Raw genomic sequence first — 15050 nt, 5'->3', positions numbered from 1 at the left:
ATCATGGAAGGTGACTGAAAAATTCAGGTAAATCAAGAAGATGAGTTAAAAAAATAAATAGAAAACATTAAACTCCACCACAACATACAAAACCCTCAAGAGGTGTATTAACATGGAGAAAAAGACAGGAATAGTTGGTTTAACAGGATCATTCCGTGAAGCTGTTGCAGATTTATCTGAAGGTTCCAAGGTGGTTTTCACAGGTTCAGCAGCTGTATGCACTCCCTTCATTGAACTTCTATCCTACAGTATAAGGGACAAAGGCTTTGAAATGGTGTTCATTCCAAATGCAGATGCAAGTAAAGCCAGAAAGATCAAAAAGCAGAAAAACATTGGTATGAGTGTGGTTGATGAGGTTGTAGATCCCGAAAACCCCGCTGTTGTGGTTGTTATGGGCGGTCTTGCAATGCCCAAGTTCGGATGTCCCGCAGAGGATGTTACAGCCATGATCAAGGAGATTTCAGATGAAGATCCGATGATAATTGGTGTCTGTTTCATGGGAATCTTCAAAAGAAGCGGATGGGATGAAAAGATACCCTTCAAGACCATAATCGATACAAGCATGGAAACACAGGTTAAAAACCTTTAAATTACCTTACTTTTTTTAGGAAACCTCTAAGTTAAGGAGTCCATGTCTTTTTTTAGACATATCTTGTAAAAAAAAAGTTACTTATTCATAAATTTAAATATTAAGACTATCCAATAGGAAATATCAACTAAAAAGAGTCCAACATATCATGTAAACGATTCAACGGACTTAGTTCAGGGGTTAAAATATTTAAAAGGTTTTTTCCATGAAAGATATCTTAAAATTATTCATAAGCACAAATTCAAAGTTTGCAAAAGAAAAAAAGGCACAAAAATCGTTTAAGATACCTGAAAGACTGAAACGCTTTTTTGAAGCGTCATTAATGGTTTTAATTCTTTTAGATATTCTCCTACTTACCCTCGTGACGTTCTTTCCTGTAAAAAGTTATATTTATACTGGGGTTGTGTACTTTGATTTATTAGTGGTTCTCATATTGATACCTGATTTTATTAACAGACTCCTAAAATCAGAAAATAAAAAAGAGTTTTTGAAGTACAACTGGACCGACATCATTGGAATGATACCTGTTATCATCATACCACAGGCAGGTTCACTCTTCAGTTACTTCAGATTGATACGAATTTTAGCACTTTTCAAGAAAAACATTGCACATTCATTTGAATTTCTGCATAAAACAAGAATAGACTATGGAATCACTATAATCTTGACAGTACTGTTTTCTGCATCAATTGCAATGTTCATGGTTGAACATGGAGTGAACAGTCACATGCATAGATTTAGTGATGCATTATGGTGCACCCTTGTGACAATAACAACAGTTGGCTACGGTGATGTAACCCCTGTAACACCTGCCGGCAAAGTCATATCCGCCATCATAATGTTCACTGGAATAGGTTTCATAGGATTTCTTACATCCACATTGACATCAAATATTATAGGTATCTCCCAGGAAGAGGAAGAAATTGGAATCCATGAAAAACTGGACAAACTACAGGCAGAAATGGATGAACTGAAGGAGTTAATCAAAGAAAAGAAGTAAATGTTTTAAGAGTTTTTTATCAGCCCAACAACACGGGTCAAAACTTCATAAAACGTTCCAAGCTGTTTTTCATCCATCTCATCTACATCCAATCTGTAGCCATCTGAAACTTTAACAGCAACATCGTCTAATCCGTTTCTGTACTCTTCTATAATCGCATCTCCATGTGGAACTTTGCTTAATATGCTGCTGAAGGTGACAAATGCTGTTTGATGGTATGCACTCAATTTGCAGTATCCACGCAGTATGGATACATTGTTCCCTTCCAGAACAACGTTCAAAGAGAATCCCTTTGTACCCCAGATAATTTTAAGCTGGTTTTCCCCTGCAAATTTCATGAGCGCTCTGTAAAATTCAACCCCCTTATCATCCAGGTTTTCAAAGAAAATGGATTCATCAAGTTTATTTGAAATGATCCTCTTCTTCTGGGCTTCAGCTGTTTGTCCTATGAGCCTTGGAACCAGTGTTTTCAGCCCTTCACCAACGTACTGTTTAACCTCCACTGCAAAGGCCTCTGCAGGGTCCATCTGTTCGTTGAGAAATTCAACCATCCTCCGGAGTTCTGGAGGTATGACATCTGCAAGAAAGACCATTCTGACCTTTCCAGCCTGGAGATTCGTTTTAACCTTAGCCCAGAATTCATCTGGATCCCCCTCGAATCCAAGTTCATGGCACAATATCTCTGCCATGTCCAGATCAGGGAAGTTTAAATTAACGTTGGCGATCATCTCCTCAACCTGGAGATAGACAACTGCGTTGGATGCATAATCCACCATTTGCCCCACCACCTCACGTCTTATACGAGTGTCACTGCTCCTTTTAACCTCAACAAGGGTAGGAACCCCATCCTGATCAAGGAATAGATGATCCAGATAAACAACATTGGAACCTTCATCCGGGGAGTACAGTTCCTGTTCCTTCTTAACTAAAAGCCACTTTCTAGGGTTTTCTTCATCCATTTCGTGTCCTGCAAGTAAATTTGGATAATCTGCAACTAGTTCCTGCAGAATAAGCTCTGAAGGATACTCTCTTTCTTCCATTTCAATCAGTTCGTTATCGTTCTTCAGTAGAAAAATCTTTCCGTTCATGTTAAAGCCCCTATATTCAATTTATACATTATACACGACAAGATTTATAAAGTATATGTAAATAGCAAATATGATCAAATTTTAAGTTGGAAATGGAGATAAAAAAATAAAAATTAATTTAATTTTTGCATTCTGGAATTTCCTTGGGGAAAATTAAAGGAAAGATTTTATGCTTGGAAATTTAACGGTTTAGAATTCCATTTATTCCCTAAAACAAAAATAAAAAAAATATTTTTAAAAACAAACCCAACACTAAACTCACAAAACACGTCAGAACTTCATAAAATCATTTCAGCCCTGTTTTCATCCACACCCGTTGATGAACTTATCCTAAACCATTGAAATTGGATAATCCATACCTGAATAGGATTACTCCACGTGTATACGGTTTCACAGCATTGATTTCTGCAGATAGTGTACTTGTATTTTTAGGAGTTACATTCTCATCGGACTGGTAGGTTTCAAGTCCAGCAACAATTTTTCCAGGGAAGAGGATACTGTAAAGGTTGTAGATCTGGTTATATTTTTTAGCAGTATTTTTTAGACGGGTTGTTCCATATTTGTAATCACCTACATAGAGTTGAGGAACTATGTAGTCACATAACGGGGCAATTAGGTAGTAATATTGATTTCCGTCCCATCCTTCGGGTTTAACAGTGACTGAGAATGTTACGCCGTAGGTGGCTAATCTCATGGTGAGGATTTGTAAAAGATGTGCAGGTATGTTGTATGTTTCCATATCTAATTGAACTCCGATTTTCATCTGCGCAACCTGTGATGCATGATTGAACCCTGGGAATACCCAAGCATGGGTTCTTATCCCTACATCATCAGCTTTTTCTTTGGCTTCAGGTAATACTGATAAATAATTCTTATTTGTTACTAAAACATATATATCAGTTATTCCTGCGCTTTTTAAGTCTTTGAAATTGATTTCTGATATGGGTGTAACGTTGGGATTTATGTAGTAACCCACAATAAAATTGGTGCTGGTTTGGGCAGTAGTTGAATTCCCTGCTGCAAATACACATCCTGAATTTAAACCTACAGAAAGGACAAGTATTAGAAACAATGATATCCAGTTATCTCTAAATTTAAACACCTCCAGATACGAAACCACTATAAATAACTCAACGGTACTTCTTTGGTTGTTATCCACATCTTATTATTCTCTCAAGATGCAAATGTCAATGCAATAGATCTTGCTTGGAATATTATTAAGTAGCTGTATCCCAATAAAACAACAGGGAGACCCAATACCCAAAATAAGAGAATTCCTCCAACTATGCCAATGATAGATCCTGCAACGGTTATAATTAACGTCATTACTATCCACCAAATGATGTAACGTCTCCATCCAATTTTCGCAATTCTACCCAGTATTTCACCATATTTAAACGCTGCACCTAGTTCACTGTCATGATAAGCCATGTTAGCTATGCCTATATATGCAAATATGCTGATTATTAGGGCAAAACTTGTGGCTAAGAGAGGTAATGTTGTAGATCCTGGAAAGGCCTGTGAAAGTGCATAAAAGATTAAAGGTACAATTGCATAGATTATACTGACTACTAAAACTTTTATACCGTCAATAAATAATTCTCCAACACGTTCAAAGCCAGGAAGTTTACCTGAACCTGCCAAAGTTGATTTTATGATTCTTAAATAGTATCCTAAACCAATAAAATTCACAACTGGAATTATCAATATTATTCCCAGTAGGATTAGCTTCAGCAAATTTTTAATAGGATACCACAGAGAATCAATTACGTTTCTATTTACATTCATTTTCTCATTTTAATGTTAATTATAACTCAATATAAAGGTTCTTAATATTTTGAAATGTCCAAATAATGCTTTCAAAGTTATGATTCAATGATAAAAGTGCAGCACTGAATCTGCATACCTGACCACATGTAACTGAGTGACCACTCCAATTGGCTTGAATATCCAGATTCCATGAAAAAAAGTATTGATCATATCTTTAAAATAAAAAAAGAAAATTGTAAGCCAGTAAGTATTAGCTTACTTTTACATCTTGTACTTTATCATGTCCCGCATCATCTTCAAGAGTTCTATCTTTTGGCCCTTCATCTGTGCTTTCATTTCCATTTTCATGTCAATGATTTTCTTCTTTTCCTTCAGTATCTCAAGCTGCTTTTCCACCAGGGATATCTTCATGTCCAGTTTTGCAGCTGCAACTTTCTTTTTATCCTCGGAGGATAGATGTTCCATCATTTCCTTCATGAACATCTTCTCCATCCATGCCTTTTTCCCGTACCCATGCATATGGCTGTGTCCTGAACCATGCATGTGTTCACCTCTCATCCCATGTTCCATATCTACCACCATCTTTGGTTTTAATATTCCACAAGATTCAAATTTTATTTTCATGGATTTACTTCATGGATCCATACTTCGTTATATTAGGATATGATCATCATCTCTTAAATTTTCATGGATCAGTATTACGAATAAAAAAGTAAATACTAACAAAAAAAATAATTGCAATATAAATTCACTGATAATGAATTTAAAAGAGGAATGAAATCTTTTTTTTGGGAAAAAAAGAAAGTTTAATCTAAAGATAGTTAAAAGAATTTTCTAAATAAAATTTTAATGAATTTACAGGACAAAATGGAATATAAAAAAGTTGAAAAGTTATGGAAGATAATTTCACAGGAAATTTATCTTCTCTTGGTTCCTCTTCCCCTTTTACTTCCAGGTTTTTTGTAGTTTGATTTTGGTCTTGATCTTTTGTTGGTTCCTTTGATTTTTGCCATTTTATTCACTCCTAAATGTTTGTTATTTTGATGTTTTATAAAGTACAGAAACATTGGACACATAACTGTACTTAAAATCGTTTTAAAACTGAAATAAGAATTATTAAGCTTCTTTCAGTGTTACACGTGGTGATCAGAAAAATAGGATTCTACTTACAATGATCTCCATTACTTATCATTTGATTTATTTTCTATATAACTTTATATAATTTGTCAGCTCCCCTTAAAAACTATTCTTTTCAGAGTATCATATTTAAACAAAGGGGATGAATGGGGGATCAGAACTTTTTTATAAACAATATGATCATGAAATTTCTTCTGATAATTAAATTCATGCATTAAAAACATTTAAATCTATGCATCCTTATTTTTTAAGACTTAAAAACTAATTAAAAAAAAGGAAAAAATGACTCCTTCAAAAAAAATGAATTAAAGGATTATTCTGGAACTTCAGAAACTGGTTTCTCACCCAGTAGATCAAATATCTCCACTATTCCAGCTATGATCAGGAATGCACCTATGGTTGCAGCCAGTACCAATGGATTCTTCAGGTAAACACTGAAGATCAGGAAGAAAACACCCAGCAGAACACCTAACACCCCAATGGCCTTTCCCTTAAAGCTTTTATCAGAGAAAAGAGCTGTTAATCCACTTATTATTATGAAGAAGCCAACGATGTAAAGGGCAAGGAATGTCAAGAAGGCAAATGCCTTGATGTTTCCAATGAAAACCACTCCCCACAGAATTGCAAGTACTGCAAGGATGATATCTGCTACCGCTGCTGCCACACTTTTCTCCCAGACCTTGAAGCCCTGAACCAAAAGCCAGATCCCCAGGAAGATTATTCCAATACCTGCAAGGTCACTCAGGGTTGAGACACCGATCAAAGGAAAGATTATAACTATCAACCCCAATATCACTGCAAGAATTCCCACCAATACGTTTCTCGTTTCAGTCATTTTTCGTACCCCCCAAAACAATATTAATATCATATTAATTATCGTTATGCAACTTATAAAAAAGTATTGATTAGATCGAAGCAATCCCAAAGTCATGGTTAATCAGAATAAGTATTAAAATCAAATAAACAAATTAATTGCTCAAAAAAGTATCAAGAAAGAGTTATTATAAAATTAAATGAATTTAAATTTGAATTATTTCCAATATCATTATAAGTAAGATTTATATATGAAAAAAATGTAATTCTTTCATTGAATTCAAATAACAGGAGGTTTTTTTGAGTGAAAAAGGTTTTCAACATTTTAATGATATTTATGGTGGTTTCTTTCGTCTTCATGCCAACGTCCTCTGCCTGGACCTGGAAAACACACTCCGATATTGCTGACAGCATCTATTATAAGATGCCACACAACGTACAGAAGAAATTGAGCCTCTCTGCCATGAGGGACGGGTCAAACGATCCTGATGAGAAGTTCCATGATTTCAGATCACACAGTTACCCCTACAGTTACACCAGAGCAACTAACTGGCTTAACAAAGGTAAATACTACTATAGAACCGGTAAATACAAACAGGCAAGTTACTGTTTTGGTGTTGCATCACATTACATATCTGACACCTTCTCAGCACCCCACTGCGTCAGTGGAGAATCCAGTTCAGCCCACACCAAGTACGAAAATCAGGCAAAATCTTTAAAACCTGTGATCACCTACAGAAGTGGAAGTCTAAACACGTTGATGAAGAATGGTTACTCTCAGGGAAAAACAAGCTGGAAGAACTGGAGTAAAAAGAAGAACCGTGCATACGTACAGTACAATCTCAACAATGGAGCAAGTGTATCCTACACAGCCATCAGAAGCTGTGTTTATTAAATGAATGAAAACCTTTATTTTTTTAATAACACAGCAAATGCATATTTTTTTTAACTTCTTCAACCATATAGTAATAGGCATTAAAATTATCATGGAGGATTATTGAATGGGTTTACTTGGACCTGATAAACATTCAGCCTACAAGAAAGGGCTTAAAAAGATGAATAAGGGAGATTTTTCAGGTGCAAACCGGGAGTTTGAACGAGCAATTACATTTGACCCTGAATTTGTAGATGCATGGTGCGATAGGGGTGTTGCCCAGCAGAACCTTGGTAACGAAGAGGAATCTATGAGGTGCTATGAAAAATCCATAGAACTGGTTCCTGATTTTATCATGGCATGGCACAATAAATCAGCCTTACTCTATAAGAATGAAGATTACAGGGGTGCGATGGAATGCATGGACCGCATGCTTGAGATGGAGCTGAAGGAGAAGGATCGTGTTAACATCCTCAACAACAAGGCCATGATACTCATGAAAACTGGAAATTACACTGAAGCCCTTGAATATTACAACAAAGCCCTGGACATCGATCCCAGTAATGAGGTTGTCCTTGAGAACAAGAGGGAACTCAAGGAAAAATTAACAAAATAGAAACTGAATAATTTAACCTGAAAGTGGTAAATTGAGAACCAAAGTAATTGCAATTATAGGAATAATAGTGGTGGTTTTAGCTGCACTGGTTGTGGCGTTCCACCCCACCGAAAATACTGATAAACTGACCATATCCAATGTAACCCCTAACCAGACAGCAGAAGCAGCCCAGCATCATGTGAACGTCGTGGTTAAAACAGATGGAACCGATGTATCCCTTCATGCAACAGCAGCAGACAACTCAGCTGTCCCCGCCAAGATGATTGCACGGATGAACAGCACAGCTGATGCAGATATTCAGAGTGAGACCAGCACAGTGAATAGTGTGAAGGCGGATATCAAGGCCATTGCAGCGAAGTACAACTACACTGCAAATGTTACGATAGTTTCGCAGTTCGGAACGGATCAACTGCCATTCCCGGCAACTGTGGATGGAACTTCAATGATTCCAACCCTCGAGGATGGGCAGGATATCATTGCAGTTAAAACCAAAAGCATCAAGGTCGGAGACATAGTCATAGCAGAACATCCAAGCTACGGCCTCATAGTTAAAAGGGTTGCAAAGATAAGCGGAAGTAAAGTGTACCTCAAAAGTGACAACAGAGAGGTTGATACCTACCAAACCCAGCAGGATATGGGAAATGGAACCTATGAGGTTGTTACTGTGACCAAGAGTCCGTTGGATACATGGCTTTCAAGAAGCAGTGTCATTGGTGTTGTGAAGGTTTACTGAGTTTTAAATAAGTTGGAGGGCTTAAAGCCTTCCATATTCTGATTTTTTTTAATACCCTAACTCTTACAAAAAAATTATTAAAAGGATTTTCAGTTCATTTTTTTTCATGTTCAAGACTCAATTTAAAAAAATAGAGTTAGGTGGTTCTCTTCAGTTTAACCACGATTATCTGGGGCCTTGCAAAGAACCTTACAGGTGCATTAACTGTCCCTATTCCATTGCTGATGATCATGGTGCTGTTCCCAGATTTTTTGATCCCAGAAACATATTCCTGCCCGTATCTGGAGTTATAAAATGGTGCCCATAGTCCAAAGAGTGTGACCTGTCCTCCGTGGGTGTGTCCTGCAAGAACCAGATCGATCTTCAGTTTGTTGGCCAGTGGGAAGTAGTCTGGTTTGTGGGATACGAGTATCACAAAGTCGTTTTGAGTTACAGCTCCAATGGTGGGTCCCTGATAGGGAACATCCGTGTCAAGGTCTCCAACCCCACCTATCCGGATCTTCTCACCATTTTCCTCAACCCACAATCCTTTGTTTCCAATGTAGGTGATGTTTGCATTTTCCATTGCAGTTATGGTGGCATTCTTGGGGTCGTTGTTACCCAACACTCCGTATACACCCAGTGGCGCATTTAGTTTGGACAGCTGGGAGAAGCAGGGTTCCAGATAAGAGGTATCATCTGTAACGTAGTCCCCACCCAAGAGAACCATGTCTGGATCAAGGGCGTTGACCTGATCAACCAGGCTCTGAACCCTTTCTTCGCTGAAGAATTGGCTGCAGTGGATATCGGTTACAAAGACTATTTTTTTACCGTCGAAGTTCTGGGGTATCTGATCCGACTGGATAACAACCTCATTGGTCTCGATCATGTAGGGTTCTATGAAGCTGTAAACCACTGCAACTCCTATGATGAGGATTGTTAGTAATATTAACTTTTTAAACATACAAAAACCTTTGTTGAATAATTGAATTTATTAAATGATGTTAGATAAGTTAAATTATTGAAACAATTACAAAATTGAACTATTAAATTTTGAAGTATCGAAGACTTTAACCTGATTTAGGAGTTCCCAGCATCTGATTCAGCAAGGTCTTTGTGTCATTTAGGAATTTGTCCTGGGGGATACCAGTTTTTCTAAGTGAATTTTTAAGATCTGGGCGCATATTAGGGATGTCCTCAGTTAACAATATCAATAAAACTGCAATCTCTGTTGGATCAACATGAGAGTTTACTGTTCCATCAGCCAGTCCAGTTTTTATGGATTCTAAGACCGTCACAAAAATTTCATTCTGCAGTTTTAGAACTTCACTTGCATAGGAAATATCTGCCGGCTTAAAACCAGCTGAGAAGTTTATAACCAAACTGGAATCATCCACCATCTCTTTCATCATATTATTCGTCATTATATTCTCTAAATGAAACCTTCCAGACTTGAAGTAGTTGTAAAGTTCCAGGTAATCTGGGTAAGTTTGAGAGAATCTGAAATAGGTGTCCATAAATGCGTGGAGTTTTTCAATGCCTGTTTTAAATTTTTTAACTTCCTTCTGGATCATTGAACTCATTATACCATACCACGGAGCACAACTGCAAAAAAAAAGTGCCACCTTGTTGTCGAAGTACAGATAAAGGGTTGCCTTACTCAATTCAACATCCTCTGCAATATCATTCATTGAAACCTCATCATAACCCTTTTTAAAAAAAAGTTTCTCAGCAGAGTCCATTATATCCCTTCGACGCTGCTCTTTCTCCCGTTCCCTCCGGCTTATATTAGACATGAAGATCCACCTATCTATTTCATCAATGCTTATGTTTTGGTTGGTTTTAATGGATATAGTTTGGTTTTAAAGCCATTTATAATTTCATTTCATGAGATAATATGAAAATAATAAACTGATTATTTGGAATAATAAAATTTAGTAAGTAGAAACTAGAGACCATTAAAATAGGGATAGTGAATTTACACAAGCGAGGGATCCATCATGTTCCTAGAATCAATCATTCTAATCATCCTCCTTTTTATCTTTCTACCTGTTTGGATACTCTGGACATTTTTCATAGGCGCTGGGTGGCAGCCAACGTCTAGGAGAGTGGTTAAGAAGATGCTGGATTTGGCGGAACTTGAGCCTGAGGATATTCTCTACGATCTGGGCTCTGGAGATGGAAGAATTCTTAAAGAAGCATGCAAAAGCTATGGAGCATATTCTGTGGGCCTGGAAGCAGACCCTCTGCGTGTACTGTGGTCACGTTTAAATTTGAGATTTTCTGGACTGTCCGATATGTCCCATGTGACCTGGGGAAACTTTTTCAACTATCATATCGGTGATGCAAGTGTTGTGACCATATTCCTCTGGAGAGAAACAAATGAACGATTGAAAGCAAAGTTTCAGGAGGAGCTTAAACCAGGGACCAGAATAGTTTCATACTACTGGAAAATTGAAGGATGGAAACCCCAAAACATAGATAAAAAGGAGAAGATATACCTCTACGTTGTTTGCTGAAAAGACTTAAGATGTGGTACTATGAAAGAAGCCTATGAAACATCATTTAACAAGATATGTCCCTCATGTGGAGTTGGAAATCCCCGTGATGCCTCAAACTGCATTGTATGTGACAGAGACCTCAGTGAAACAGTTTTATTCCTGGAAGATTCCTTCTTTGACCTGGAACTAACGCAGGATGAACTGGTTGAGTACAGGAAGAACTTCTACAGAACCCGGAGAACCGGTAAGGTCGTGAGGTACACTTTGAAGGATATGGAGGAGGTTAAATTTGGACATCCTGTTAAACGATTCATATTTAAATACCATGGTGAGCGTGTTGTTCTACCCCTTGAGGAGGTTAACTACGAAAGATTGAAGGAAACACTTGAATCATTAGGGATCAAATTTAGGAACGTTGAATGAACTTTGAATGATCATTAAAAAAAACTCTAGAAAATGAGATTGGAGGGTTTGTTATGAAATTGGAACCCATTGGAGTGGTGATATCCCCCTACAAAGATAGAGAAGATGCACCGCGCCAGGGAAGGGAATCTGAAGTTGTAAGCAAGATAATAATTTTTGAGGATTACAAGGAGGGTATGGAAGGCCTTGAAGATCGTTCACATCTCATCGTGTTATACTGGGCGAATCGTGCCGATAGAAATATTTTAAAGGTTGTTCCTCCAAGTAAGACTCAAAAAAGAGGAGTTTTTGCAACCAGATCTCCTTCAAGGCCCAATCCAATCTCAATGTGCATCGTTGACCTTCTAGAGATAAATGGAAAAATCCTCAGGGTTAAGGGTCTTGATGCCCTTGATGGCTCACCTGTTCTGGATATAAAACCATATTCACCCGGAATAGATTCCATCTAAATTTATTATTGAATACCCCTTTTTTTATTAATGATTGACTGGATTCAGATATAATGTATCCCCTGTTATTACCATACCCATTTAAAAAAAACTTTTTTTCCATAATAAAGCTAGTATCCAGTGAAATTGATAAAATACTTTAGATAGATGGATCTAAAGTGGAATTATTATAAGTTAAATCAGTGCTTTAAAATCAGTTTTTTCAGTGAATCATCCTGAGGTTAGACAATGGAACTCCAGTACACAACATACACAGCTCTTCTGCTTTTCACAACATGCTTAAACATTTTTCTGGCATGGAACATCTGGAAGAGACAGAGGATCAGCGGCAGCATCTACCTATTTTTCATCATCCTGGCTGCTGCACTCTGGTCGTTTACAGGTGCACTGGAACTTGCTTCAACAACCATTGCAACCAAGATACTCTGGGGAAAAATTTCATACATTGCAATTACAACTGTAGCTCCATTATGGTTCCTGTTCACAGTAACCTACAGTAAAAACCAATTTAAAGTCAAAAAGCAACAGACGATCCTGCTTCTTATAATTCCTACTTTAACCACGTTACTGGCATTCACCAATGAAATGCACGGCCTTGTATGGTCAGGTTTTAGTTATTTAGAAACTTCAGCAGGTTTAATAATCCTCTACAAACATGGAATTGCTGCAATTATCTCAGCGATTTATTCCTACGCCCTCATGATCATGGGGCTCATTGTGATAGGTCAAAACCTTTTCCGTGAACCTTCAATATACAAACAAAGAGGTTTTCTAATGGTTCTGGCTGCATTAATACCCCTTTTAAGTAATTTAATTTACGCTTTAGGTGTGAGCCCATTTTACTTCGATCCCACCCCCCTTGCACTTACAATAACCGGAATACTTGTGTTCTGGAGTTTGTTCCACTACAAACTATTCGATCTGGTTCCACCGGCCTACGAAACCCTGTTCTCCAACATGAAAAGTGGTGTTATGGTTCTGGATCTCAACGAAAGGATCGTTGATGTGAATGATTCAGTCAAAAACATTATTGGACTGGGTTCATCTTCAGTGGGTGAAAAGGTGGAAGATGAACTGGATATGTGGAGTGAAATACATCCCATTGAAGGGCAAAACGATGCTAAAATGGAACTGAAACTTGAAAATAATCCTGAAAACCGTTTTTTGGAGATCTGCTACAACCGGATATACACTGAAGGAATTCCTTCAGGCTGGCTCTACATCTTCGAGGACATAAGTGACCGAAAAATTGCTGAAAAAGAGTTAAAAGAGTCTGAAACCCGTTACAGAACCATATTTGAGAACACAGGAACTGCCATGATCATGATTGAGTCCAATGGAATGATATCCCTTACAAACGCAGAGTTCCTAGAACTGACAGGGTTCAGAAGGGAAGATGTTGAAGGCAAGATGCAGCTTGTGGATTTCGTTTCAGAGGAAGAGAGAAATACTTTAATGGATTACCATCATCTGAGACGTTCTGAAAGGGGTGTGGCCCCAAGAAACTATGAGTTTTCATTCAAAGATGCTGATGGAAAAATTAAACATGTTTTAGCAACAGTTTCAATTATAAACAACACCGATAAAAGTATTGCATCATTTATGGATTTTACTGAGCTTAAGGAAACTGAAATGGCCCTTAAGGAGTCTGAAAGAAAGTACAGAGAATTTGCAGATATGTTACCCCAAACCGTTTTTGAGACAGATGAACACGGCAACGTCACATTCTTCAATGATCATGCCTTTAAAATGTTTGGTTATTCTCAAAAAGACCTGGAAGATGGTTTGAACATCCTTGAAGTAATAGATGAAAATGAAAGACAACGTTCCCTGGATAAATTTGATAAAATTTCCCAGGGGGATCTCTCAGGTGATGAGTACAATGCAAAGCATGCAGACGGCAACAACTTTCCAATCATTCTATATTCAACCCCCAAATGCCATGACAGAAAAAATCAAGGATTCAGAGGCATCATAGTGGACATATCTGATATCAAGGATGTTGAGAATGAACTGACCAAATCCCTCCATGAGAAGGAGGTACTCCTACAGGAATTACATCACAGGGTTAAAAACAACATGCAAATAATTTCAAGCCTTCTTTCACTCCAGGCAGCTTACACCGAAAGTCATGAAGTTAAAACTGTGTTAAGGGACAGTCAAAACAGGGTACAGACCATGGCCATAATCCATGAGAATCTCTACAGTATCGATGACTTCAGCAGACTTGAAGTATCAGATTACCTTGAGAGTATGGTGCAGAGTATTGTAAGTTCTTACTCCCCGGAACCTGAAGGTATAGAACTTGAAATGTCCCTTGAGAAGGTTTACCTGAATCTTGAGACAGCCCTGCCCCTGGGGCTTCTTGTTAATGAGATGGTTTCAAATTCCATGGAACATGCATTCCCAAGATCAGGTGGAAAGATAACCCTGAATTTGAGATCCCATGGCGAAAGGTATGTACTGAAGGTTAAAGACAATGGAGTGGGTCTTCCAGAAGATTTTGATCCACTCAAAACGGATTCACTCGGACTTCAGCTTATAAACAACCTTGTAAAACAGATTGAAGGTTCACTGGAGGTTAAAAGTGAAGATGGTGCAGAGTTCACAGTGAGATTCCGTGAAATCAAGTATAAAGAGAGAATGACCCCCATAAAAACAGTTCCTGCGTAATTAGTTTATTTTTAATGAATTTTAAACTTTGAATTTGGGCCAGTAAAATCAGTTGCAAAACATGAGTCTAGCCTGGAATCATGAAAAAATTCTACCTTAATTTTTAAAGATCTATATTATAGTTTAGTAAAATAGGATTTAAAAAAAGGTTTAAAAAAGTTTAAGAATTAAATTCAGGTAAAATTTTAAAATTAGATCCGATAAGATTAAGATGCTCCTGCCGGGATTCGAACCCGAGTCCCCAGCTCGAGAGGCTGGAATGATTGGCCGGACTACACTACAGGAGCTTTTGAATATATTCTATGAATAAAAATTGATAACAACATTTCCAGTTAATCTATGACATTATTCTGCCCACTGGAAAATGTGAACATTAAAGTGTACCTTCATCATCACATATAAATG

General features: G+C 37.5%; 16 protein-coding genes and 1 tRNA gene. 9 read left to right on the top strand and 8 right to left on the bottom strand.

The annotated features are described in order from the left end of the window. Positions 1-112 precede the first annotated feature (112 nt). Together MCBB_RS04075 and MCBB_RS04070 are read left to right on the top strand one after the other, a co-directional pair. On the top strand, positions 113-589 hold the full coding sequence (locus tag MCBB_RS04075) for a DUF2124 family protein (RefSeq protein ID WP_071906567.1): 477 nt from the start codon (positions 113-115) through the stop codon (positions 587-589). Between the two features lie 205 nt (positions 590-794). Then, positions 795-1589 carry a potassium channel family protein gene (locus tag MCBB_RS04070; protein ID WP_071906566.1) on the top strand — a complete coding sequence of 265 codons (795 nt, stop codon included), beginning with the start codon at positions 795-797 and terminating at the stop codon, positions 1587-1589. 5 nt (positions 1590-1594) lie between these two features. Here MCBB_RS04070 and MCBB_RS04065 read toward each other — a convergent pair whose 3' ends face one another. The 5 genes from MCBB_RS04065 to MCBB_RS04045 all read right to left on the bottom strand — a co-directional run bounded on the left by MCBB_RS04065 (position 1595) and on the right by MCBB_RS04045 (position 6419). Then, entirely contained in the window at positions 1595-2677 is a 1083-nt protein-coding gene (locus MCBB_RS04065; protein ID WP_071906565.1) for a hypothetical protein, read from the bottom strand. Positions 2678-3002: 325 nt separating this feature from the next. After that, entirely contained in the window at positions 3003-3749 is a 747-nt protein-coding gene (locus MCBB_RS04060) for a hypothetical protein (protein WP_071906564.1), read from the bottom strand. Between the two features lie 101 nt (positions 3750-3850). Next, the gene (locus MCBB_RS04055) at positions 3851-4465 is read right to left on the bottom strand and encodes a DUF4013 domain-containing protein (protein ID WP_071906563.1); all 615 of its coding nucleotides are present in this window, start codon (positions 4463-4465) and stop codon (positions 3851-3853) included. Between the two features lie 243 nt (positions 4466-4708). Further along, the gene (locus MCBB_RS04050) at positions 4709-5017 is read right to left on the bottom strand and encodes a hypothetical protein (protein WP_071907982.1); all 309 of its coding nucleotides are present in this window, start codon (positions 5015-5017) and stop codon (positions 4709-4711) included. Between the two features lie 880 nt (positions 5018-5897). Beyond that, entirely contained in the window at positions 5898-6419 is a 522-nt protein-coding gene (locus MCBB_RS04045) for a DUF308 domain-containing protein (RefSeq protein ID WP_071906562.1), read from the bottom strand. Between the two features lie 282 nt (positions 6420-6701). Here MCBB_RS04045 and MCBB_RS04040 point away from each other — a divergent pair, with 282 nt between their 5' ends. The 3 genes from MCBB_RS04040 to MCBB_RS04030 all read left to right on the top strand — a co-directional run bounded on the left by MCBB_RS04040 (position 6702) and on the right by MCBB_RS04030 (position 8620). Next, on the top strand, positions 6702-7292 hold the full coding sequence (locus MCBB_RS04040) for a zinc dependent phospholipase C family protein (RefSeq protein ID WP_071906561.1): 591 nt from the start codon (positions 6702-6704) through the stop codon (positions 7290-7292). Positions 7293-7398: 106 nt separating this feature from the next. Continuing rightward, positions 7399-7887, top strand: coding sequence for a tetratricopeptide repeat protein (locus MCBB_RS04035; protein WP_071906560.1), 489 nt, complete (start codon positions 7399-7401; stop codon positions 7885-7887). 31 nt (positions 7888-7918) lie between these two features. After that, a complete protein-coding gene (locus MCBB_RS04030; protein ID WP_231916401.1) occupies positions 7919-8620 on the top strand; it encodes a S24/S26 family peptidase in 702 nt (233 codons plus the stop codon). 136 nt (positions 8621-8756) lie between these two features. Here the strand turns inward: MCBB_RS04030 and MCBB_RS04025 are convergent, their stop codons facing one another. Together MCBB_RS04025 and MCBB_RS04020 are read right to left on the bottom strand one after the other, a co-directional pair. After that, positions 8757-9563 (bottom strand): metallophosphoesterase, encoded by an 807-nt coding sequence (locus tag MCBB_RS04025; protein WP_071906559.1) that lies wholly within the window; start codon positions 9561-9563, stop codon positions 8757-8759. Positions 9564-9669: 106 nt separating this feature from the next. Next, positions 9670-10395, bottom strand: a complete 726-nt coding sequence (locus MCBB_RS04020) for a TetR/AcrR family transcriptional regulator (protein ID WP_071906558.1) — start codon at positions 10393-10395, stop codon at positions 9670-9672. Positions 10396-10599: 204 nt separating this feature from the next. Here MCBB_RS04020 and MCBB_RS04015 point away from each other — a divergent pair, with 204 nt between their 5' ends. The 4 genes from MCBB_RS04015 to MCBB_RS04000 all read left to right on the top strand — a co-directional run bounded on the left by MCBB_RS04015 (position 10600) and on the right by MCBB_RS04000 (position 14645). Continuing rightward, a complete protein-coding gene (locus MCBB_RS04015; RefSeq protein WP_071906557.1) occupies positions 10600-11118 on the top strand; it encodes a class I SAM-dependent methyltransferase in 519 nt (172 codons plus the stop codon). 21 nt (positions 11119-11139) lie between these two features. Then, positions 11140-11523 carry a hypothetical protein gene (locus tag MCBB_RS04010; protein ID WP_071906556.1) on the top strand — a complete coding sequence of 128 codons (384 nt, stop codon included), beginning with the start codon at positions 11140-11142 and terminating at the stop codon, positions 11521-11523. A gap of 53 nt (positions 11524-11576) precedes the next feature. Then, a complete protein-coding gene (tsaA, locus tag MCBB_RS04005; RefSeq protein WP_071906555.1) occupies positions 11577-11972 on the top strand; it encodes a tRNA (N6-threonylcarbamoyladenosine(37)-N6)-methyltransferase TrmO in 396 nt (131 codons plus the stop codon). 228 nt (positions 11973-12200) lie between these two features. Next, positions 12201-14645: a histidine kinase N-terminal 7TM domain-containing protein gene (locus MCBB_RS04000; protein WP_071906554.1), complete on the top strand. Its 2445-nt coding sequence runs from the start codon at positions 12201-12203 to the stop codon at positions 14643-14645. A gap of 212 nt (positions 14646-14857) precedes the next feature. Here the strand turns inward: MCBB_RS04000 and MCBB_RS03995 are convergent. Continuing rightward, positions 14858-14932: transfer RNA gene (locus tag MCBB_RS03995), tRNA-Glu, on the bottom strand. Positions 14933-15050: the final 118 nt, after the last annotated feature.

Origin of the sequence: Methanobacterium congolense, from assembly GCF_900095295.1 — an archaeon.
Taxonomy (GTDB): Archaea; Methanobacteriota; Methanobacteria; order Methanobacteriales; family Methanobacteriaceae; genus Methanobacterium_C; species Methanobacterium_C congolense.
Note: the sequence above shows the minus strand (reverse complement) of the source record. Positions and strands in the feature narration are given on the sequence as shown.